This is a genomic window from Embleya sp. NPDC020886 (genome assembly GCF_044333915.1).
In the GTDB taxonomy this organism is placed as follows: Bacteria; Actinomycetota; Actinomycetes; order Streptomycetales; family Streptomycetaceae; genus Embleya.
Window position 1 is genome coordinate 595,023 of the sequence record NZ_JBIRRX010000001.1, and the last position, 21,236, is coordinate 616,258.

The following is a 21,236-nucleotide window of genomic DNA, read 5'->3' on the forward strand; positions in this document are numbered from 1 at the left end:
AACCTGCTTCGCCCCGTCTCGCCGTCCACGGAGGACCCCATGTCCCGCATCCTGGCCATCTCCGGCTCGCTGCGCGCCCAGTCGTTCAACACCGCGCTCCTGAACGCCTTCCAGCCGTTCGCCCCCGAGGGCATGCAGATCGAGGTGTACAAGGGTCTGGACGAGCTCCCGCACTTCAACCAGGACCTGGAGGCCGACCCGCCGGCGTCCGTGGTGCGCCTGCGCGAGGCGATCGCCGAGGCGGACGGCCTGATCATCGCCACCCCCGAGTACAACCGCAGCCTGCCGGGCGTGCTCAAGAACGCGCTGGACTGGGCCTCGCGTCCGTACGCCCAGGGCGTGCTGGCCGGCAAGTCGATCGTCGCGATCTCCGCCTCGCCGGGCGTGCAGGGCGGCATCCGCGCGCTGATCCAGCTCAAGACCCTGCTCCGGGACCTGAACAACTTCGTCGTCTCCGGCCCGGAGATCTCCGTCCCCGAGGTGCACACCCGGCTCGGCGTCGAGGCCGACGTACAGCACGTGCTCACCGACCCGGCCACCGCCGGCATGGTCACCCACGTCCTGGCCGGCCTGCAGGACGCGATCGACAACAACGCCGGCGAACTGGTCGCCCGCCCGCTGGGCACCTGGGCCGCCTCGCTGGCCTGACCCCAGCGGTCCCCCACGACGCAGGACGGCACCGGGCCCGGCACATCCGATCGGATGGCGCCGGGCCTCGTGCCGTCACCGGCCGTGCCACAAGCGCAGGACCACCGGTCCCCCCGCGCGCGCCGCCGTACCGTCGCCCATTGCGCGAAAAGACCCCTGACCCGCGTTCGCGGATCAGGGGCCCTGGTCGGATTGCCGACGGACGAGTCGGCCTCTACGCCGGGTTCTGTCTCCCGGGAGCCTTGCGGCGCCCGGGGAGGCGGCCATCCATCTACGACTGCCGTTGCCGACAGCCTCCAGCGGTCTACCCGCGAACTCGGGCGGGCCGCCCTCGAACGTTCGCGCAGAGCACGCCATTGCGCAGGCGTACTCCTCTTGACCTTGCTCCGGGTGGGGTTTACCTAGCCGCCCGAGTCACCTCGGGCGCTGGTGGTCTCTTACACCACCGTTTCACCCTTACCGGGCGTCCGAGGACGCCGGCGGTCTGTTTTCTGTGGCACTGTCCCGCGGGTCACCCCGGGTCGGTGTTACCGACCACCCTGCCCTGTGGAGCCCGGACGTTCCTCGGCGGAACCCTCCGAGGAGGAATCCCGACGCGGCCGCCCGGCCGACTCGTCCGCCGTACCGGCCATCCTAGCGGGGGCGAACCGCACCCTTCGCCGGGAGTCGTCCGCCTCGGTCAGCCGGACCCGGACCCGCTCGCCCAGCCCCAGGCCCGTGCCGTCGAAGCGGGCTCGCACGGCCGGCTCGGCCAGTTGCACGGTCCCACCGTCGCCGCGGTCGTTCAGGTCCACCACCACCGCGTCGAACTCGTCGCCGACGTGATCGGCGAGCACGACCGCCTCGACCAGGGACACCGCCTCGCGCTCGACCTCGTGCGCCCGGCGGTCGCCGGTCTCCATCGCCTTCGGCAGCTCGTGCAATCGGGCGCCCACCCACTCGGGCACGTCGGTACCCGCGACCAGGGACACGCAGATCTCGCCCGCGTACCGGTCGACCAGGCGCCGCAGCGGAGCGGTCACGTGCGCGTACTCGTCGGCCACCGCCGCGTGTCCCGCCTGCTCCGGCACGCCGGCGTCGAACGCGGTGTAGCCCGCCCCGCGCAGCAGTCCGGTGGCCTCCTGGAGAAACGCCGCGTGCCGGGGGTTGTCCGGGTCGAGCGAGCGGATCACCGCGCCGTACGTGCCGCCCTCGGGCCAGGCCACGTCCAGCGCCCGGCCGACCCGGCGGACCTGGGCCAGCGCCTCCGGCGGCGGTGGCGGCAACGTGCGCAGGATGCCGACGCCCGCATACGTCATCAGGTCGGCGGCGGCGATGCCGGTGAGCAGCGAGATCTGCGCGTTCCAGCCCTCGGCCGGGATCGGTGCCCGGTATTCCAGGCGCCACGAGTCGCCGTGCTCGACGATCTCCTGCTCCGGAATCGGCAGACTCACCCCGCCGCGATCGCTCTCGAGCAGCTCGCGCAGCCGGCCGATCTCGGCGAGCAGCGCCAACGGCTCCTCGGCGATGCCCGCGTCGATGGCGCGTTGCACCTGCGGATAGTCGAACCGGATCCGGCTGCGCACCAGCGCGCGAAAGACGTCGGTGCCGATCAGGTCGCCGGACGCGTCCAGGTCGAGCACCCACACCAGCGCGGGCCGGTCCTGCCCCGGGAGCAGACTGGCCGCCGCCTCGGACAGGGTCGGCGGATGCAGCGGGATGCGCTCGTCCGGCAGATAGAGGGTCTCCACCCGGCGCATCGTCTCCGCGTCCAGCGCACCGCCGGGGGTGACCCAGGCCGCCACGTCGGCGATCGCGTAGTGCACCCGATAGCCGGTGTCCGTGCGGACCAGGTGCATCGCCTGGTCCAGGTCCATCGACTCGGCCGGATCGATGGTCAGGAACGGCAACCCCGTCAGGTCCCGACGAGCCAGGGTCGGCCCGCGCCGGGCGGCCGCCTCCGCCTCCGCCAGCACCTGCGGCGAGAACGGCCCCGGCAGCCCGAGGTCCGCACGCAGACGGGTGAAGCCGGCCCGCAGGCGGTCACCGTCGGCGGACCTGATGTGGAGATGGCGACGAGGCACGGATCGAGCTTAGGAAAGATCCGCTGCGGTGCGAAGGATTTTCACGGCTTTTCGCCCGCCCGCCCGGCGCCGCCGCGTCGTGTTCGGTCCGGCTCGTCCCCATAAACTTGGTCGGTCCCCTGTCCGGTCCGCGCCGCTTGGAGTCCCGCCCGTGCTCGTGTTGTTGCCGCCCTCCGAGGGCAAGGCCGCTACGGGGACGGGCCCCGCGCTCGACCTCGCGAGCCTTTCGATGCCGGAACTGAACTCCGTGCGGCGGCAGGTGCTCGATTCGTTGATCACCCTGTGCGAGGGCGACGAGCTCAAGGCCCTCGAAGTGCTCGGCCTCGGCCCGAAGCTGCACGGCGAGGTGCTGCGCAATCTCGACCTGCGCGAGGCACCCGCGTTGCCGGTGGCCACGTTGTACACGGGCGTGCTCTACGACGCCCTGGACCTGCCCTCGCTCACCGGTGCGGCGGCGGCGCGCGCGGCCGGTTCGATCCTGGTCTTCTCCGGGCTGTGGGGCGCGTTGCGGCCGACCGACCGGGTGCCGCCGTACCGCTGCTCGATGGGTGTTCGCCTGCCCGGCATGGGTGCGCTGGCCGGCCGGTGGCGCCCGGCGATGACGCCGGTGTTGCCGCGGCTCGCGGGCGAGGAACTGGTCCTGGACCTGCGCTCGGCGGCGTACGGCGCGGCCTGGAAGCCGACCGGCGCGGTCGCCGAGCGGACCGCCACGGTGCGGGTGTTGCACGAGCGCGTCGTGGACGGGGTGGCCAAGCGCTCGGTGGTGAGCCACTTCAACAAGGCGACCAAGGGCCGGGTGACCCGCGATCTGCTGGTCTCCGGAGCCGAACCGCGCAATCCGGCCGAACTGGCCGAGGTGCTGGGCGGGCTGGGCTGGACCGTGGAGACGGCCGAACCCAAGCAGGCCGGCACGCCCTGGGCACTGGACATCGTGGTCGCCGCGGTCTGAACTCGGCCACCGTCCGAACGGTTGCGATCGAACCAAGCCCCACCTTGCCTCACCTTGACAAATCAAGGGAGCTTCATGATCCTGACGCTTCCTCCGCAGGCAAAAACCAAAGCATTTCGTCCTACTTTTGGATGATCCGTGCGTCGAGCCCGGCGGAGTCGACGATCCGACATCCATGGGGGATGAGTGAGTTACCCGCCGCCGCCCGGCCAGGACCCGAACCAGCCGTACGGCCAGCCGCAGTACGGGCAGCAGCCGTACCCAGGCCGGCAGCAGCACGGCCAGGACCAATACCCGGGTCAGTACCAGCAGTCGCAATACCCGCAGGGACAACCGGGCCCGTACGGGCAACCGCAGTACCCGAACGGCTACCCGCAGGGCGCCGGCTACCCGCCGCCGCCCGGCCGCAGCCGCAAGGGCCTGTGGATCGGCGTCTCGGTGGTCGCGGTGCTCGCGGTCGTCGGCGTGGTCGCCGCGATCGGCCTGTCCGGCGGCGACGACGACAAGAAGAGCTCGGCCGCCTCGACCTCGTCGGCCACCGCGTCGACCGGCGGCAAGTCCGGGTCGGCCACACCGTCGACCAAGCCGACCAAGCGCACCACCGCGCCCGAGCCGGACCCCGACGACGACTCGACCTCGGTGCCCGGACTGGGCGGCGGCGGCGCGCTGGGCGAGGACAACTTCCTCACCACGGTGCACATGCTCATCCCGGCGACGAAGTCGAAGTCGGACGCCGACCTGGTGGCCCAGGGCAAGCAGGCCTGCTCCGACCTCAAGTCGGGGAAGTCCCTGGTGGAGACCTCGACGAAGGTCACCGCGGTGAACGCCCTGCAGGAGAAGGCCATGCTCGTGGGCGCCGCGATGCCCGCGTTCTGCCCGGACCAAACCGGCAAGATCAGGTAGCTGCGGTCCGCAACGCGGGGTGAACGAGTGAATCTCGTCCGCCCCGCGTTGCCACTTCGCCACCGCGTCGTTGATCAGTCTGCCGAATCTGGTCGGCAGTGACGTGGAGGAACGAACGCTGTGACGAACATGAAGAAGGTCGCCGCCGTCGCGGCCATCGCCGGTGGCATCGCGGCCATGGGCGCGGGCGTGGCCAACGCGAGCGCGGACTCCCAGGGTGCGGCCGTCGGGTCGCCGGGCGTCGTCTCCGGCAACCAGATCGCCGTCCCCGTGCACATCCCGGTCAACATCTGCGGCAACACCGTGGACATCCTGATCGGCGTGCTGAACCCGACGTTCGGCAACACCTGCGTCAACGCGGGCTGATCACCCGCCCCGGCCCCCGTCCTCGGTCGAGGGCCGACGCGACCGCCTCGTTCCCGATCCCCGGGAACGAGGCGGTCGTCGTTTGCGGGCGGCGCACCGAAGCGAAGCGATCCGCGATGTACATTTCTCGCGGGTTCGCGGTGCCGGACAGGCGTCGTTCCGATCACCTGCGAACCCTGTCGGCACATCGACTCGAGCTACCCGCGATGATGGGGATTGCCCGGGCCGCTCTTCCGCGTTGTATACGCAGAGGCGCCGGGTGGGGCGCGTATGAAACGCACGCGGAAGAAGGGGTTCCATGGAGCGAATGGGCAGAATGGCCGGATGGCTGCGCCGTCGACCGCGTGAGGACCCGGACGCCGCGCGCGACCGGCGGGCCGGACTGCTCATGGACCTGGTCGAGCGCGGCTGGCCCGTCTGTCCGGCGGCGCACCCGGTGGGCTTCGGCTGTTCCTGTGACCGGGTGGGTTGTCCGGCGCCGGGAATGCATCCGGTCTCGTTCGCGTGGCAGACCCAGGCGTCCACCGATCCGGTCCAGGTGGCGCGCTGGTTGGAGCTGTATCCGGAGGCCAACTTCGTCACCGCGACCGGTGCGGGCCACGACGTGCTGGACGTACCCGCGCGGGCGGGCGAGATCGCCCTGGCGGTGTTCGCCGAGCAGGGCATCGAGATCGGCCCGGTGGCCTCCTGCGGCCCCGAGCGCACGCTGTTCTTCACCGCGACCCGCGGCACGCCCGCCGACGAGGACGAGTGGTGGCCGTGCGAACTGGACTGCCATCCCGAGACGCTGGACGCGCATCCGGGCCTGCGCTGGCACTGCCGCGGCAGCTACGTCCTGGTCCCGTCCGCGCAACACCCCTCGGGACAGCCGGTGCGCTGGATCCGCGGCCCCGAACTCCCGCTGCCCGACCCGCTTCGGGTGCTGGACGTGCTCACCGACGCGTGCGACACGGTGGGCGCGACGGCCGGCGACGTGCGCTGGATGTAGCCGGACCCACCGGCCGGCCCGGCACCGGCGGCGTCACTCGCCGTCGGCGCCGACCAGGCCGTACATCCACCCCACGAGCTGCACCTTGCCGCCTGCCCTGGGCACCACCGCGACGTATTCGGAGAGCCGGTGCTCGGTGACCGCCCGGACCGGCTTGCCGGTCAGGAAGGTCAGCGTCGAGGGGTCCACGTCACCGAGTCGGCGCGGCGGCTGCACGGTGAGCTTGACGCTGTGCTGGAGGGCGAAGAGCACCAGCGCGCCGCCGTCCTTGGTGCGCACCGCGAGCGGCGGGAACTGGTTCGCCGCGCTGTCCACGGTCTGGCGGACGAAGCCCTCGCCGATCGGCTCGTCCCGCTGCCGGCGCAACTGCGCGGTGTAGGGGTCGGGCCCGAACAACTCCGCGCGCGTCTTCCCGTCCTTGAGGAACTCGGTGAGTATGGGCGCCAGTTCGCCGGGGGCGGCGGCCAGTCCCGGGGCGGTCGGGGAGACCGGTTCGAGGTAGCCGTCGGCGTCCTTGGCCAACTCGGGCAGCGGGCTCTGCAGGGTCGGACCCCACGCGGCCTGCCACACCGCGTCCGGGTTCGCCTTGACGAACACCAGCAACTGCGGCTTGGCGTTGTTGAAGTTCGGTGTGCTGTGCACGGCGAACCACTTGGGCCAGCCGATCACCTTGGGGATCAGGTACTCGGGCCGCTCGTGCGCGATCGGGGTCTTGCCCAGATTCCCGCGCGGGTCGGTGAAGCTCAGGATCTTCAGACCGGCCTGGTCCAGCGCACCGAGCGAGCCGGTCTCGACCCGGGCGTTGAGCGGCAGGTCGCGGTTGGCGTAGGCCTGGTTGTTCTGTACCTCGTAGTCGTGCAGCACCTTGCCGGCCGCACGCCGGTCCAGGGCTTCGACGGGCGTCGAGGAACCGTGGACGGCGACACAGCCGGTCGCGGCGAGCGCCGTCACGAGCAGGGCGGCGGTCGCGGCCGCCGCGCGGGGTATGCGCATCGGTACTCGGCAACTCTTCCGGGGGAGCGGGCAGGAGGAGATCTCGCGAAACCTTACTGCCCGCGCCCCGCACGGCACCGAGCCCGTCCGATCCGCACTACACGACGGTCAGCACCTCGGCCCCGGTGTCGGTGACGACCAGGGTGTGTTCGAACTGCGCGGTGCGCTTGCGGTCCTTGGTGACCACGGTCCAGCCGTCGTCCCACATGTCGTAGTCGTAGCTGCCCAGGGTCAGCATCGGCTCGATGGTGAAGGTCATCCCGGGCTCCATCACGGTGGTCGCCCGCTCGTCGTCGTAGTGCGGGATGATCAGGCCGGAGTGGAACGAGCTGTTGATGCCGTGGCCGGTGAAGTCGCGGACCACGCCGTAGCCGAAGCGCTTCGCGTAGGACTCGATGACCCGGCCGATCACGTTGATCTGCCGACCCGGCCGGACCGCCTTGATGCCCCGGTTCAGCGCCTCGCGGGTGCGCTCGACGAGCAGCGCGGACTCCTCGTCCACGTCGCCGACCGGGTAGGTCGCGTCGGTGTCGCCGTGCACACCGCCGATGAACACGGTCACGTCGATGTTGACGATGTCGCCGTCTTCGAGCCTGGTGGTATCCGGGATGCCGTGGCAGATCACCTCGTTGATCGAGGTGCAGATGGTCTTCGGGAAACCCCGGTAGCCCAGGCAGGACGGGTAGGCGTGGTGGTCGAGCACGTACTCGTGGGCGACCCGGTCCAACTCGTCGGTGCTCACCCCGGGCGCGATGTGCGCGGCGGCGGCCTCCATCGCCCCCGCCGCGATCCGACCGGCCACGCGCATGCGCTCGATCGTCTCGGCGTCCTGCACCTCGGGCCCGGTGTACGGGGTCGGCGCCGGCTTCCCGACATACTCCGGCCGCGGGATGTCGGCGGGAACGGAGCGGATGGGGGTCGCCTTACCGGGTACGAGAATCGCCATAACCAGCGAGTGTAGCCGGCGCCGCGACCGACGCGGCGATCGATACGACGGATCCGACGCGTCGTGGCGAGCAGGGATCGAGTGGGTGGAGGACGGGCCGTGAAGTTCAGGCTGTGGCACAGGCCCGAGGGGCGCGCCGGCGAGTGGTACTACTGCATCAGGCACGGCACGGTCGAGGAGGGTCCGGACTGCCCGGCGCGCGACCGGCTCGGGCCGTACGCGACCCGCCGGGAGGCGGCGAACGCGTTGGAGACGGCGAAGACCCGCAATCAGGCGTGGGAGAACGACCCCAACTGGAACGACCCCGGGCGCCGCTGAGCGAAGCGCGGGCGCCGGGCGGACACGCGGCCCGCGGTCGGGTCACTCGGCGGGTTCGGGGACCCGGCCGCCGCCCACGGTGAGCACCCCGGGCAGTTCGGACAGGCCGGAGAGCAGTTCGGTGGGCTCGGCCGCGCCTTCCAGGAGCAACACCATCGCCGAGGCCCGGGGCGCGTTCGCGGACGTCTCCCCGGGATCCTCCGCGCGGTCGTCGCGGGTGTGCACGGATACGTCCACCACGGTGAAACCGGCGCCGGTGCAGGCGACCAGGACCGCGGGGAGCACGCCGCATCCGGGCAGGTAGCTGATTCTGATCTCGGCCGCCCGGGCCCGGACCCCGCCGATCCTGCGGATGATCGGCGGATAGCCGTAGACGACCACGAAGTGCAGCGCGGTGACGCCGACCGCGAGATAGGGCAGGCCCGCGCCGCAGGCCATGCCGATCGCACAGGTCAACCAGACGACGGCGGCGGTGGTCAGGCCGCGCACCGTGTCGCGGCGGACGAAGATCAGGCCGCCGCCGATGAAGCCGATGCCGGAGACCACCTGGGCGGCGATCCGGGACGGGTCCCAGCCGACGTGGCCGGCGGGCAGCACGTCGGCGAAGCCGTACTTGGAGATCTCCATGAACAGCGTGGTGCCGACGCCGACCAGCGCGTGGGTGCGCAGTCCCGCGCTCTTCTGCTGGATCTCGCGCTCGACGCCGATCACGCTGGAGAGCACGAAGGACAACATCAGCTCGGAGAACTGGGTCCATCCCTGGCTCTGCGCGATTCCCTGCGACCAGGCCGCCAGGGTGGTGCCGGCGTCCACGCGCCCACCTCCTCCGCCCGGGGCCGAAGCCCCGGGACTACTCGATCGTTTTCCCGTCCATGCACGCTAGCCCCGAATGGAGCAGGGTTTGCGCGCGTGATCCGAAAACCGGCGATCAAGGGAGGGGTGGGCGTGGATCAGGCGCGAGCGCGGGCCGCGATTCGCTTTCGCGAACCGGCCGTTCGGGATACGGCCTTTCGGGTACGCGAGGCGGCCGGCTTGGATACCGCCTTTCGGGTGGCCGAGGGCCTGCTCGGGACCTTTCGCGAATCCGCCTTTCGAGGCGGCGCCTTCGCGGTGGTCGACTTCTTGGCCGCACTCCGGCGCACCGTGCCGGCGCGTCGGGTGACGGTGCGGGCGACCGGGGATCGGCGGGACGTGGCCGCGGACTTCGGGGCCTGGGCCCGGGACGCGGCGGCCGCGACGGTGCGGTCGTCGACGGTCTCGGTGTCGCCGTTGCGCTGGATGTAGCGCACGGCGGTAAGCGCCTCGCGCTTGGTCCGATAGGGCGACGACTTGATGATCGTCGTTCCGTTGGCGGCTGCCAGGACGAAGCCGTACTTGCCGGAGCGTCCCTTGGTGACAATGAATTTGGCCGGCACTGCGTCTCCTTGGAGGGTGAAGAGAAAGTTTTCTCCTCCACGAGAACACGGTTCGTCCCACTTGTCATATATAAGTGCTATTTCGGAGTGAATCGGCCCGCACAGCCGAAAACCAGTGTGACCTCGGCTTCATCCGAGCGCCGACCCCGTGTCCTCTGCGGTTCCGGCCGGCAGGATCACGCCATGACAACCCCCTCGTCCCCCAAGCGCGACCCGCGTGACCTGCCGAACATCGACGACCTGGTCGTGGGCGTCCTCGGCGGCACCGGCGAGCAGGGCCGCGGTCTCGCGTACCGCCTGGCCGTCGCCGGCCAGAAAGTGATCATCGGCTCGCGCAGCGCCGAACGGGCCGGCTCCGCCGCGGCGGAGCTCGGTGCCGGTGTCCGCGGCGCGGACAACGCCACCTGTGCGGCGGAGAGCGACATCGTGATCATCGCCGTGCCCTGGGAAGGGCACCGCGACCTGCTCGTCGCCCTCAAGAGCGAGTTGGCGGGCAAGATCGTCGTCGACTGCGTGAACCCGATGGGCTTCGACAAGCAGGGCGCGTACGTGCTCGACGTCGAGGAGGGCAGCGCCGCGCAGCAGGCCGCCGCCGTGCTCACCGACTCGGCCGTCACCGCCGCCTTCCACCACGTCTCCGCGGTGCTGCTGCTCGACCCGAACGTCGAATCCCTGGACACCGACATCATGGTGCTCGGCGACAAGCGCGACGCCACCGACGCGGTCCAGGCGCTCGCGTCGCGGATCCCCGGGATGCGCGGGGTGTACGCCGGTCGGCTGCGCAACGCGCGTCAGGTCGAGGGGCTCACCGCCAACCTCATCTCGACCAACCGCCGCTACAAGGCCCACGCGGGACTGCGCATCACCGACGTGTGAGCCGGGCCGGTGCGCCCACGACGCACCGGCCGGCCGCTCCGGCGGCGGGAACAGCCACTCCTGGAGAGCGGATGCCCGCCGCCGGACCGTCCCGTCACACCCGGCCCATCGCCGCACTCCGGTACGACGAAAGCCCCGGCCGGGTCGGCTCGGGGCTTTCGGAAGCTTGGTCCTCCGCGTGGTCCGCCCGGAATCCTACTGGCGGGCACGCTGAAGGCGCTTTCGACTATGCCACACCTCCGGCGGTGGTGTCAAACCTTTGTTCGACACCACCCGCGAGGTCACACTCCGCGCAGATGAGCGGTCTCGTTGAACACCCGCAGCGACGCGTTGCCGTCCGACCACCACTGGACCGCGCTGATCGCCGCCGCCGACAACTCCATCCGGAACATCGACTCCGGCGGCGCGCCGAGCGCGATGCGGACCAGCGTCTTGATCGGCGTCACGTGGGTGACCACCAGGACGGTCCTGCCCGGGTGTCGCGCGATGGTCTTGTCCCGGGCCACCTCGACCCGACGGGCCACCTCGGTGAAGCTCTCGCCGCCGGGTGGCGCCGCGTCCGCCGAGGTCAGCCACGCGTCCAGGGCGTCCGGGGTGCGCTCGCGCGCCTCGGCGAAGGTCAGCCCCTCCCAACTCCCGAAGTCGGTCTCCCGGAAGCCGGGTTCCTCGCGCACCTTGAGGCCGAGCCGTTGCGCGACCGCCTCCGCGGTCTGCCGACAGCGGCCCAGCGGCGAGGACACGATCGCCTCGATCGTGCCGCGCTCGGCGAACGCCTCGGCCGCGCGCTCGGCCTGCCGACGACCACGCTCGGACAGGTCCGGGTCGGCGCCGGTGCCGGAGAAGCGCTTCTGCGGGGTGAGCACCGTCTCGCCGTGTCGCAGCAGGACCAGCGTGGTCGGGCGGCCCAGGTCCGGACCCCAGCCGGGGGCGGTCGGGCGCACCTTGGTGGTGACCGGCTCGTCCGGGACCGGCGGCGCGGCCTTGGGGGTCGCGAACGCGGTGGACTCCTGCGGGGTCCACGTCCGGCCCTTGGCGGCCGCGTCCATCGCCTCGTTGGCCAGCCGGTCGGCGTGCTTGTTCTGCTCCCGGGGGATCCAGGTGTAGGTGACCTGCCCGGGCGGCAGGATGCCCCGGGCCCTGGTCGCCAGGTCGCGCATGTCAGCGTGCTTGATCTTCCAGCGGCCCGACATCTGCTCGACCACGAGCTTGGAGTCGGCCCGCACCTCGACGGTCGCCGTCGGGTCGATCGTGTGCGCCGCGGTCAGGCCCGCGATCAGGCCGCGGTACTCGGCCACGTTGTTGGTGGCCACACCGATCGCCTCGGCCACCTCGTGCAGCACCTCGCCGGTCCCGGCGTCGCGCACCAGCGCACCGTAGGCCGCCGGGCCCGGGTTGCCCCGGGAGCCGCCGTCGGCCTCGACGACGAGCCTCACAGGCCCGACTCGGCCGTGCGGACGAGGATGCGCCGGCAGTTCTCGCAGCGCACGATCGCGTCCGCGGCGGCCGCGCGGATCGCGCCGAGGTCGGTGATCCCCAGCTCCAGTCGGCAGCCTTCGCAGCGACGCTGGAACAGCGGCGCCACCGCCACGCCGTGCGACTGCTCGCGGATCTTCTCGTACAGCTTGATCAGGTCGGCCGGGATCGCCGCCGCGATCACCGCGCGCTGCTTGACGGTGGCGGCCACCTCGGTGTCGATCTCCGCCTCGGCGACGGCCCGGCGGGACTCCGCGGCGTCGCGCGCGGCCTGTGCCTCGTCCCGCTCGGCGACCAGCTTGGTCAGCCGACCCTGGATGTCCTCGCGGCGTTCCATCACCTCCAGGACGACCTCTTCGAGGTCACCCTGGCGCTTGGCGAGCGAGGCCACCTCGCGCTGGAGGTTCTCCAGGTCCTTGGGCGAGGTGACGTGGCCCGAGTCGAGGCGCTGCTGGTCGCGTTCGGCGCGCTTGCGGACCTGGTCGACGTCCTGTTCGGCCTTGGTCTGGTCGCGGGCCGCGTCGCTCTCCTCGGTCTCGCCCGCGACCACGAGGTCACGCAGCCGGGCGAGCCGGGAGCCGAGGCGGTCGATCTCCTCGTTCTCCGGCAGGGTGCGCTTGCGGTGGGCGAGCAGATCGATTCGCGAGTCGAGGGCCTGGAGGTCGAGCAGGCGGAGCTGGTCGGCGGGCGCGGCGTTCAGCGGGGGCTCCTTGGATGCGGCTCGGGTGGGCGGGAGGTTGCCTCCCACCCGCCACCCGGTGCGTTTTCGGTGGGTGGGTTCGGTTCTGCGGGCGACTGGCGGGCGTGCGGGCAACCGGCGGGCCGGTCGGACCTCGGCCCCGTCGCGATGCTCAGGGATGCGGAGTGTGGAACGTCCATGGGTCCGTGACTAGTTCCGACACGTGGGTTTCCACCGTAGTACCGGTTGCGGCGAGCGCACGGGCGAGTTCGTCGGCCGCGTACGCCAACCACGGCCACTCGGTGGCCCAGTGTGGGGCATCGAGCAGCGCGGGGCCGCCGTGTTCCAGTGCCTCCGACGCCGGATGGTGACGCAGGTCGGCGGTGACGTAGACGTCGGCACCGCTGCGGCGGACCGCGTCGAACAGGCTGTCGCCCGCGCCGCCGCAGACCGCCACGGTACGCACCGGGCGGTCCGGGTCGCCGGCCACCCGCAGGCCGGTCGCGGTGCGGGGCAGTGCGCGGGCGGCCCGGGCCGCGAACGCGGCGAGCGTCTCGGGAACGGCCAACTCGCCGATCCGACCGATCCCCCGGCACTCGCCCGGGTCGGCCGACACGGGGTCGAGCGGCGCGGTCACGGTCAGCCCGAGGGCGGCGGCAAGTGCGTCCGAGACGCCCGGGGCCGCCGAGTCGGCGTTGGTGTGCGCGACGTGCAGGGCGCAACCACCGGTGATCAGCGTGTGCACGACGCGGCCCTTGAAGCCGGTCGCGGCGACCGAGTGCACCCCGCGCAGGAACAGCGGGTGGTGGGTGACCAGCAGGTCGGCGCCGCGGGCGAGCGCCTCGTCGGCGACGGCCTGCGTCGGGTCGACGGCGAACAACACGGTGCGCACCGACGCGTCCGGGTCGCCGCAGACCAGCCCGACCGCGTCCCAGGATTCGGCCCAACCGGGGTGGTAGATCCGTTCGAGGGCGCTGACGACGTCGGAGAGCTTGGGCACGAAGGGAGGTTACCTCTCCGGGTGGCCACCCCGGATTCGGGCATCCCGGACGGGCGGTGACACAGTGCACCGCACCGCCCTCGGATTGTGTGAAGTCGATCCCATCCGAAGCGTTTGTGCGGTAGGCAGGCTCGCACTGTCGTACGACGACGAGGGGGACGACGACGATGGTGCACTGTCTGCTGTGCGGTACGCCCTATCCGGAGACGGACGCGTACTGCCCGGGCGAACAATGCGGTACCGACCTGCACGGGCAGCGCGCGGGTGATCCCGAGTGCGCGGTGCAGGCCTGGTGCGAGCCTCGTCGTGCCACCGCCGTTCCCGGCCAGACCGTGATGGTGACGCTGACCCTGCGCAACGCGGGCAGTGCGCCGGACCGTTACGACTTCGAGTTGCCCCGGGACGTGGGTCGGCGGGTCGGCCTGGACCGGCCGGGACCGCCGGACGTGTATCCGGGCGAGACGCGGGTGTGGACGATCGTCTACACGGTGCCTGCGGACATCGCGGACCAGGTCCCGCCGAGCGGGCTGTTCGGGCTGGGCACGCTGGGGGCGGACAGCGGGGGCAGCGCCTTCGAGGAGACGTCCCGGGTGGTCGAGGAGAGCGACGTCCCGGTGCGGGTGGTCTCCGCCCGGGACATGCGGGTGGCGGCGTGTGCGCCGTTCTCGATCCGGGTGCTCGCCGACGACCGTGCCGATTCCGGCGGGCGGGCGGCGGGGGCGGGAGCGGCTGCCCATCACGACGATCGTGAGCGCCGCGGCGGTGGGCGGCGGGGCTGGGTGGCGGCCGCCGTGCCGGCGACGGTGGCCGCGATCGTGGTGGCCGTGTTGGTCGGGATGGCGATGGCGGGTTCGGACGACACGAAGCCGGCCGCCAAGACGAATCCGACCGGGGCCGGCCCGTCCGCGACCCGGCCGGCCGCCGGGCCGACCACCGAGGCGCCGGTGACCAGTACGCCGGAGCCGTCCGACTCGGTCTCGCCGAGCGCCAGTACCAGCGCGTCGGAGAAGTTGACCGTGCCGAACGTGGTCGGGATGACCGAGGCGCAGGGCGTCGCGCTGCTGCGCGAGCGGGGCTTCCGCGGCACCGTCAAGGGCAGCGGCGGCACCATCGCCTCCACCGACCCGGCGGCCGGGCGCAAGGTGGACCGGGACAAGGCATCGGTCGTCGTGGTGATGTCGGGGGTCCGGACGACACCGCCGATCACCCGGCCGTCGGCCTCGACGACGCCCACCGGCCCGGGTTCGCCCACCACGCCCGCGACGACCACGGTTCCGCCGCTGGCCGGGCTGACCGTGGCCGAGGCGAGCACGGCGCTGCGCAATGCCCGGTTGGACATCGGGATCCCCGGCGGGGCCTCCCGGACCGACGTGGTCTCCGGCTCGAATCCCGAATCCGGCGACGTGGTGGCGGTCGGGACCATCGTGTCGGTGACCGTGACGACGCCCACGACCGGCGCCGGAGGTAACTGACGCCTCGTCAGTTCCCCTGGCCGACCCCCCTCCCCATGCAATAGCTTGCCTCAGTCAAGAACAGGCGAGGGGAGAACGCTCATGCTGGACCTCACAGGCGCGTCCGCGATCGTCACCGGCGGGGCCTCCGGGCTCGGCGAGGCCACCGCGCGCCGGCTCGCGGCCGGCGGCACCGCGGTGGTGATCGCGGACAAGAACGAGGAGCGCGGCAAGGCGGTCGCCGCCGAGATCGGCGCCACCTTCGTCGCCACCGACGTCACGAACGAGGAGCAGGTCCAGGCCGCGGTCCAGGCGGCCGTCGCGCTCGCGCCGCTGCGCGCGCTGGTCTCCTGCGCCGGCACCGGGATGGGCGCCCGCACGGTGGCCCGGGACGGCTCGCCGCACCCGCTCGCCTCCTTCGAGTTCATCGTGCGCCTCAACCTGATCGGCACCTTCAACACGATCCGACTGGCCGCCGCCGCGATGGCCGCGGCCGCGCCGCAGGCGGACGGCGAGCGTGGCGCGATCGTGTGCACCGCGTCGGTGGCCGCCTTCGACGGACAGATCGGCCAGGCCGCCTACGGCGCCTCCAAGGCGGGCGTCGCGGGCATGACGCTGCCCGTCGCGCGCGACCTGTCGGCGATCGGCGTACGGGTCAACACCATCGCGCCCGGCACCATGGACACCGCGCTGTTCGCCGCCGCGCCGCAGTCGGTCAAGGACACCCTGGGACAGCAGGTGCTCTTCCCCAAGCGCATGGGCGTGCCGGAGGAGTTCGCCTCGCTCGCGTACGAACTGCTCACCAACAGCTACCTCAACGCCGAGGTGATCCGGCTCGACGGCGGGATTCGCTTTCAGCCGAAGTAGCGGGAATCGCCGTGAATCAGGACGATCGACCCGTCGTTCGGTGTCGACGGTCGGCGTGGCCGCCCCAATGATGTTGGGATGGGGGCGTGAGCGATCCGACCTCCGCGTGGCAGCGTCCCCTGCCCTTGCGTCTGCCCGGCCTCGCGCCGCCGATCCGCCGCGACTGTGCGATCGGCGGCGTGGTGCTCGCGGGCGCGCTCGTCCTGCTCGCCACCCACTCCTACGTGATCTGGAGCGTGTGGAACCCGAGCGCGTGGTTGCGCCTGCCGCCGCTGCTCCTGCTGTTCGTCGCCCAGTGCCACCGCAGCACGTCGCCGCGCTTCGCGGTGTTCCTGGCCATCGCCTGCGAAGGCGTGGACATGGCGCTCGGGCCCTCCATCGGCGGCCTGATCATGTGGTCGGACGTGCTCTACGCGGCATGTCTGTACGGCACTTCGCGGCTGGCGTTTCGGCTGCTCTACGGCAACGTGGCGGCGCTGGTCGTGGGCGCGATCACGGTCTGGGTGGTGACCGGCGAGTTCCGCCTGTTCGTGCTGTCGATCTTCTACATCGGTCTGGTCGGCGTCTCCCCCGTGCTGACCGGCTTCTCGGTGCGCGAGCACCGCGAGAAGGCCGAGGTGGAACGATTGCGGGCGACCCAGACCGCGCGGTTGGCCGAGCTCGACCACCAGGCCGCGGTGGTCGCCGAACGGGCGCGGATGGCACGCGAGTTGCACGACGTGATCGCCAACCACCTGAGCGCGGTGGCGGTCCAGTCCACCGCCGCGTTGTCGGTGAAGACCCTGGACGAGGCCCGGCTGCGCGAGACGCTGGAGGTGATCCGGGAGAGCAGCCTGCAGGGACTCACCGAGATGCGCCGGATGATCGGCCTGCTGCGCTCGGAGAACACGCCCGAGGAACCGGTGTCGGTGCCACGCCTGGCCGAGACCGATCGCCTGGTCGAGCACGTGCGCCGGGCCGGGCTGATCGTCGACATCGAGGTCGTCGGGGTGGTGCGGGAGTTGCCCACACCCGTCGACCTGGCCGCCTATCGGGTGGTCCAGGAGACCCTGACCAACGCGCTCAAGCACGCCACGCCGCAGGAGTTGCGGATGGTGTTCGCCTATCGCACCGATGATGTGGTGATCACCGGCGTCAACGGGATCGATCCCGAGCACGTCACCCGGCTGCCGGGCGCCCGCGCGGGGCTGGTGGGCATGTCGGAGCGCGTATCGCTGCTCGGCGGCGTGTTCGAGGCGGGCCCGCGCGAGGGCCGGTGGCACGTGCGGGCCGAACTCCCGTGCGGCGACGACGTGGTGCGCGGTGCCGGAAACAATGCCTCGACGGGGCCGAAGGGTGGGACCGGGTGAGCGACGTCGACACGTTGCGGGTGCTGGTCGCCGAGGATCAGGCGGCGGTCCGGGCGGGTCTGGTGCTGATTCTGGACGCGGCCGCGGGCATCCAGGTGGTGGGCGAGGCCGCCGACGGCGAGGCCGCGGTGACGCTGGCCCGGTCGTTGCGCCCGGACGTGGTGTTGATGGACGTGCGGATGCCGCGACTGGACGGCATCAGCGCCACCCGCGAGCTGACCGCGGCGGGCCTGGACGTCCTGGTGCTGACCACGTTCGACCTGGACGAGTACGTGTTCGGCGCGTTGCGCGCGGGGGCGGCCGGCTTCCTGCTCAAGACGGTGGACGCGGAACGCCTGGTCGAGGCGGTGCGGTTGGTCGCGCGCGGCGACGGCTTCGTCGCGCCGGAGGTCACCCGCCGGTTGATCCACGCGTTCGCGAGCCCACCCCGGCCGGGTCCCGCCGACGGGCCCGAGGTGGGCCCCGAGGCGCTCGCTTCACTCACCCCGCGCGAGGGCGACGTGCTCGCGTGCCTGGGCCGGGGCATGTCGAACCACCGCATCGCCGAGCACCTGGACATGGCCGAGGCCACCGCGAAGACCCACGTGAGCCGGATCCTCACCAAACTGGGCCTGCGCAGCCGGGTCCAGGCCGCGATTCTGGCCCAGCAGCGCGGGATCGGCGAGTAGCCCGAACAGCCCATCCCCAGCCGCATGGTTGTCCCCATGTCCTCTTGTTGACCTGCGCGAATGCCAATGGTTCGGAAATATGCAGATCAACTGACCAACCAACCCTCAATGCGGGTCACTTCACTCGAAGGGGTGAAGGCTGCCGCAACTCGTTGAGGTGGCCCGAACGCGCTGCGTACGGTCATGCCGTCCCGCCGGGGGGAGCGATCCGAGGCGGGGGCCACGTCGGCGACCGGGTCACCCGGTCGCTCGACACCGTTTCCGGGCACCGGTCGACCAGCGCGACGCGCATCGTCGACCGGGGCGCGAGGGCACAGTCGAGGGGGAAGTCCAGGGATGGCTACGACGACGCGTGGGCACCGTGCGGAGCGCACCGGCGGCCACGGCGCATCGGGTACGAACCTGGTCGACCGCGTCCGTGCCGCGCTCGACCGTGCCGCGGTCGGTGCCCGGGAATCGGATCACGAGGGGCGCGGGGCACGGCGGGGCGAGGCGGCGGGCACGTCCGGTGGGTCCGATGCCTCCGGTGCGGCCGGCGCGAACGCCGAGTGGGACGTGCGCTCGGACGACTTCTGGTGCACCGTACGACCGCCCGGGCACGCGGCCCGGGCCCAGGGCTGGAAGATCCACGTCAGCGCGCGGACCGGGGACGCCCCGCACGTGCTGGGCCGGGTCTGCGACGTGTTGTTGCCGCGCCGGGTGGCGTTCAAGTTCGCCGGCGACCTGGAGCGGTTGCGGATGCTCAACTCCCGCGAGGCGGACCGGGCCTCGGCGGGCAAGTTCATCACGATCTACCCCGACGACGACGAGCAGTTCATGGAGTTGGTGGACGCCCTCGACGAGGTGACGCGCGAGCTCACCGGACCGGGCATCCTCTCCGACCGGCCGTGCCGCCCGGGCAGCGTCGTGCACTACCGCTACGGCGGCTTCGGCCGGCGTGCGGTGCTCGGCAACGACGGCGGCTACCGGGCGGTGCTCACCGACCCCGACGGGCTGGCCGTGGACGACGCCCGGGAAGCCTGGTTCACGCCGCCGGCGTGGGCGCCCGATCCGTTGGTGGCGCGGGCCCGTTCGGCGCGGGCCGGGACGCCCGCCGCGTCCTCGACGCCGGGTGTGCTGATCGCGGGTCGCTTCGCGGTCACCTCGGCGCTGCGGCACTCGGCCAAGGGCGGCGTGTTCCTGGGCCGCGACACCACCGACGACACCGCCGTCGTGGTCAAGCAGGCCCGCGCGCACATCGAGGTGGACCGCTCCGGGCGGGACGCGTGCGCCGCGTTGCGGCACGAGGCGGTGGTGATGCGGCGGCTCGCGCACACCGGCCTGACCCCTCGGCACGTCGCGCTGGTCGAGGAGGCCGAGACGATCTTCCTGGCCCAGGAACGGGTGCCGGGCGAGCCGCTGCGCACCTGGGTCGGCCGGCACGCGCAGGACCCGGACGTGCCGTGGGCCCTGGCCCGACCCCTCGTGCTGGAACTGCTCCGCATGGTGCACACCGTGCACGCCGAGAATCTGGTGATCCGCGACCTGTCGCCGACGAACGTGCTGGTCGCGCCGGACCACTCGGTGCGCCTGGTGGACCTGGAGTTGGCCGCCGAGATCGGCTCCCGGGCCGGCGCGGCGGGCACGCCCGGATATCGGGCGCCGGAGCAGCGTCCGACCGCGGACGGTGGGCATCTCGTGCACCCCGCCGCCGATCTGTACAGCCTGGGCGGGTTGTTCTTCCTGCTGGCCACCGGCGCCGACCCGGCGCTGCCCGAGGATGTCGGCACGAGCCGCGACACGGTGGAGCGGCTCGGCGTGTGGTTGGCGTCGGCCGCTCGACACGGCGAGACCGCGCGGCGCCTGGCACCGGCGATCCGCGGCCTGTGGGCCGAGGATGCGACGGCGCGGTGGACGGTGGAGCGGGTGGGGGCGTTCGTCGCGGGCGTGGCCGGGGACGAGTGCGGCGTGGTGCGGGCGGATGGCGGGCCGGACGGCTCCGCGGTCGCCGCGGCTGCCGGACCGGGCGTGCTCGGGCGGCAGGACGCGCCGGACGGGCCTCGGCCGCATCCGGACACCGAGGGCGACAAGGTGCCGCCGCATCCGCTGCCGCCCGACGACGACGCGTTGCTCCTGGACGGGCTCGCGCACCTGGTCGCGACCATGACGCCGGGGCGGGTGGATCGGCTGTGGCCGATGACGGCCGGCGCGGCGGCGATGGATCCGTGCAGCGTGCAATACGGGGCGGCCGGGGTGCTGGGGGTGCTGGCCCGGGCCGCGCACACCACGACACTCGAACCTCGGCTGCGCTACGCGCTGCATCGCGCGGTCGAGGACGGCGCCGTGTGGTTGCGCGACCGGGCGGCGGCCGAACCGGTGGTCCTGCCCGGTCTGCACTTCGGCCGGTCCGGGACGGCGTGGGCGCTGTACGACGCGGCGACCCTGTTGGGCGACGACGAACTCGCCGTGTCGGCCGTCGAGACGGCCCTGCGGGTGCCGATCGTGTGGCCCAACCCGGACGTGTGCCACGGCGCGGCCGGCGCCGGTCTGCTCCAGGTGCGGATGTGGCGGGCCACCGGCGACGATCGTTTTCGCCGACGCACGCTCACCTGCGCCGACGCGCTGTTGGGCGCGGCGCGGCAGGCCGGCGACCTGACCCTGTGGCCGGTTCCGAAGAACTTCGATTCCCGGTTGGCCGGCGCCGCGCACCTCGGCTTCGCGCACGGCGTCGCGGGCGTCGGCACGTTTTTGCTGGAGGCGGCGCTGGCCACCGGTCGCGAGGACTGCCACGACGGGGCGCGGGCCGCGGCGCGCACGCTGCTGCGGACCGTGCGCGTCGACGGCGACGCCGCGTGGTGGCCGCAGGGTCCCGGCGATCCGGCGGGCGTGCGGCTGGCCCACTGGTGCAGCGGTTCGGCCGGCGTCGGCACGTTCCTGATCCGGATGTGGCAGGCGGACGGCGATCCGCGGCACCGCGAATCGGCCGAGCGCGCGGGCGTCGCGGTGCACCGCGCCCGCTGGCACTCGGGCACCACCGCGTGCCACGGCCTGGCGGGCAACGGCGAGTTCCTGCTCGATCTGGCCCAGGCGCTGGACGACCCGATCCATCGCGCGCACGCCGTCGACCTCGCCGGGCAACTGCGCGCCCGGACCGCGCTGATCGACGGCCTGCGGGTGCCCGCCGACGAGAGCGCGATCGGCGTCTCCGCCTCGTACGGCACCGGCACGGCGGGGGTCCTCGGATTCCTGCTGCGGCTCGGCCACGGCGGTGCTCGGCTCTGGTTGGACGGTGAGGACGCGTGAGC

19 protein-coding genes, 1 other RNA gene and 2 pseudogenes are annotated in these 21,236 nt (G+C 72.3%); 13 read left to right on the forward strand and 9 right to left on the reverse strand.

Annotated features, from left to right (window positions below):
* Window positions 1-39: 39 nt before the first annotated feature.
* A complete protein-coding gene (locus ACH4U8_RS02470; protein WP_360312747.1) occupies window positions 40-648 on the forward strand; it encodes an NADPH-dependent FMN reductase in 609 nt (202 codons plus the stop codon).
* A 199-nt stretch (window positions 649-847) separates the two neighbouring features.
* On the opposite strand, the gene rnpB is transcribed toward ACH4U8_RS02470, so the two are convergent.
* An RNA gene (gene rnpB, locus ACH4U8_RS02475) (RNase P RNA component class A) lies at window positions 848-1,263 on the reverse strand.
* An 80-nt stretch (window positions 1,264-1,343) separates the two neighbouring features.
* Window positions 1,344-2,504 (reverse strand): annotated as a pseudogene (locus ACH4U8_RS02480) (RNB domain-containing ribonuclease); the annotation flags it as partial.
* A gap of 358 nt (window positions 2,505-2,862) precedes the next feature.
* Between ACH4U8_RS02480 and yaaA the strand changes: the two are divergent.
* The 4 genes from yaaA to ACH4U8_RS02500 all read left to right on the forward strand — a co-directional run bounded on the left by yaaA (window position 2,863) and on the right by ACH4U8_RS02500 (window position 5,917).
* On the forward strand, window positions 2,863-3,660 hold the full coding sequence (gene yaaA, locus ACH4U8_RS02485) for a peroxide stress protein YaaA (RefSeq protein ID WP_395775604.1): 798 nt from the start codon (window positions 2,863-2,865) through the stop codon (window positions 3,658-3,660).
* A gap of 186 nt (window positions 3,661-3,846) precedes the next feature.
* The gene (locus ACH4U8_RS02490) at window positions 3,847-4,563 is read left to right on the forward strand and encodes a DUF732 domain-containing protein (RefSeq protein ID WP_395775605.1); all 717 of its coding nucleotides are present in this window, start codon (window positions 3,847-3,849) and stop codon (window positions 4,561-4,563) included.
* A 129-nt stretch (window positions 4,564-4,692) separates the two neighbouring features.
* Entirely contained in the window at window positions 4,693-4,929 is a 237-nt protein-coding gene (locus ACH4U8_RS02495; RefSeq protein WP_379991997.1) for a chaplin, read from the forward strand.
* Between the two features lie 298 nt (window positions 4,930-5,227).
* A complete protein-coding gene (locus ACH4U8_RS02500; protein WP_360310193.1) occupies window positions 5,228-5,917 on the forward strand; it encodes a bifunctional DNA primase/polymerase in 690 nt (229 codons plus the stop codon).
* Between the two features lie 33 nt (window positions 5,918-5,950).
* Here the strand turns inward: ACH4U8_RS02500 and ACH4U8_RS02505 are convergent, their stop codons facing one another.
* Together ACH4U8_RS02505 and map are read right to left on the reverse strand one after the other, a co-directional pair.
* On the reverse strand, window positions 5,951-6,910 hold the full coding sequence (locus tag ACH4U8_RS02505) for a hypothetical protein (RefSeq protein WP_395775606.1): 960 nt from the start codon (window positions 6,908-6,910) through the stop codon (window positions 5,951-5,953).
* A gap of 97 nt (window positions 6,911-7,007) precedes the next feature.
* The gene (map, locus tag ACH4U8_RS02510; RefSeq protein ID WP_360310197.1) at window positions 7,008-7,856 is read right to left on the reverse strand and encodes a type I methionyl aminopeptidase; all 849 of its coding nucleotides are present in this window, start codon (window positions 7,854-7,856) and stop codon (window positions 7,008-7,010) included.
* A gap of 99 nt (window positions 7,857-7,955) precedes the next feature.
* Between map and ACH4U8_RS02515 the strand changes: the two genes are divergently transcribed.
* Window positions 7,956-8,174 (forward strand): hypothetical protein, encoded by a 219-nt coding sequence (locus ACH4U8_RS02515; RefSeq protein ID WP_395775607.1) that lies wholly within the window; start codon window positions 7,956-7,958, stop codon window positions 8,172-8,174.
* A gap of 42 nt (window positions 8,175-8,216) precedes the next feature.
* Here ACH4U8_RS02515 and ACH4U8_RS02520 read toward each other — a convergent pair whose 3' ends face one another.
* On the reverse strand, window positions 8,217-8,987 hold the full coding sequence (locus ACH4U8_RS02520) for an MgtC/SapB family protein (protein WP_395775608.1): 771 nt from the start codon (window positions 8,985-8,987) through the stop codon (window positions 8,217-8,219).
* 132 nt (window positions 8,988-9,119) lie between these two features.
* On the opposite strand from ACH4U8_RS02520, the gene ACH4U8_RS02525 reads away from it, so the two are divergent.
* Window positions 9,120-9,458 (forward strand): hypothetical protein, encoded by a 339-nt coding sequence (locus ACH4U8_RS02525; RefSeq protein ID WP_395776006.1) that lies wholly within the window; start codon window positions 9,120-9,122, stop codon window positions 9,456-9,458.
* Between the two features lie 20 nt (window positions 9,459-9,478).
* Here ACH4U8_RS02525 and ACH4U8_RS02530 read toward each other — a convergent pair.
* Window positions 9,479-9,589, reverse strand: a pseudogene (locus ACH4U8_RS02530) (DUF1508 domain-containing protein); the annotation flags it as partial.
* Window positions 9,590-9,772: 183 nt separating this feature from the next.
* On the opposite strand from ACH4U8_RS02530, the gene npdG reads away from it, so the two are divergent.
* Window positions 9,773-10,465 carry an NADPH-dependent F420 reductase gene (gene npdG, locus ACH4U8_RS02535; RefSeq protein WP_360310205.1) on the forward strand — a complete coding sequence of 231 codons (693 nt, stop codon included), beginning with the start codon at window positions 9,773-9,775 and terminating at the stop codon, window positions 10,463-10,465.
* A gap of 281 nt (window positions 10,466-10,746) precedes the next feature.
* On the opposite strand, the gene ACH4U8_RS02540 is transcribed toward npdG, so the two are convergent.
* From ACH4U8_RS02540 to ACH4U8_RS02550, 3 genes are all read right to left on the reverse strand, one after another.
* Entirely contained in the window at window positions 10,747-11,898 is a 1,152-nt protein-coding gene (locus ACH4U8_RS02540) for a bifunctional RNase H/acid phosphatase (protein ID WP_360310207.1), read from the reverse strand.
* Window positions 11,895-12,638, reverse strand: a complete 744-nt coding sequence (locus tag ACH4U8_RS02545; RefSeq protein WP_360310476.1) for a C4-type zinc ribbon domain-containing protein — start codon at window positions 12,636-12,638, stop codon at window positions 11,895-11,897. Before ACH4U8_RS02545 ends, ACH4U8_RS02540 begins: the two co-directional genes overlap by 4 nt.
* 151 nt (window positions 12,639-12,789) lie before the next feature.
* Window positions 12,790-13,617, reverse strand: a complete 828-nt coding sequence (locus ACH4U8_RS02550; protein WP_395775609.1) for a Nif3-like dinuclear metal center hexameric protein — start codon at window positions 13,615-13,617, stop codon at window positions 12,790-12,792.
* Window positions 13,618-13,784: 167 nt separating this feature from the next.
* Between ACH4U8_RS02550 and ACH4U8_RS02555 the strand changes: the two genes are divergently transcribed.
* The 5 genes from ACH4U8_RS02555 to lanL all read left to right on the forward strand — a co-directional run bounded on the left by ACH4U8_RS02555 (window position 13,785) and on the right by lanL (window position 21,234).
* Window positions 13,785-15,089, forward strand: coding sequence for a PASTA domain-containing protein (locus ACH4U8_RS02555; RefSeq protein ID WP_395775610.1), 1,305 nt, complete (start codon window positions 13,785-13,787; stop codon window positions 15,087-15,089).
* Window positions 15,090-15,170: 81 nt separating this feature from the next.
* Window positions 15,171-15,935 (forward strand): SDR family NAD(P)-dependent oxidoreductase, encoded by a 765-nt coding sequence (locus ACH4U8_RS02560; protein ID WP_360310213.1) that lies wholly within the window; start codon window positions 15,171-15,173, stop codon window positions 15,933-15,935.
* Window positions 15,936-16,021: 86 nt separating this feature from the next.
* The gene (locus ACH4U8_RS02565) at window positions 16,022-17,284 is read left to right on the forward strand and encodes a sensor histidine kinase (protein ID WP_395775611.1); all 1,263 of its coding nucleotides are present in this window, start codon (window positions 16,022-16,024) and stop codon (window positions 17,282-17,284) included.
* Window positions 17,281-17,952: a response regulator gene (locus ACH4U8_RS02570; protein WP_395775612.1), complete on the forward strand. Its 672-nt coding sequence runs from the start codon at window positions 17,281-17,283 to the stop codon at window positions 17,950-17,952. Before ACH4U8_RS02565 ends, ACH4U8_RS02570 begins: the two co-directional genes overlap by 4 nt.
* A 336-nt stretch (window positions 17,953-18,288) precedes the next feature.
* Entirely contained in the window at window positions 18,289-21,234 is a 2,946-nt protein-coding gene (gene lanL / locus ACH4U8_RS02575) for a class IV lanthionine synthetase LanL (protein ID WP_395775613.1), read from the forward strand.
* Window positions 21,235-21,236: the final 2 nt, after the last annotated feature.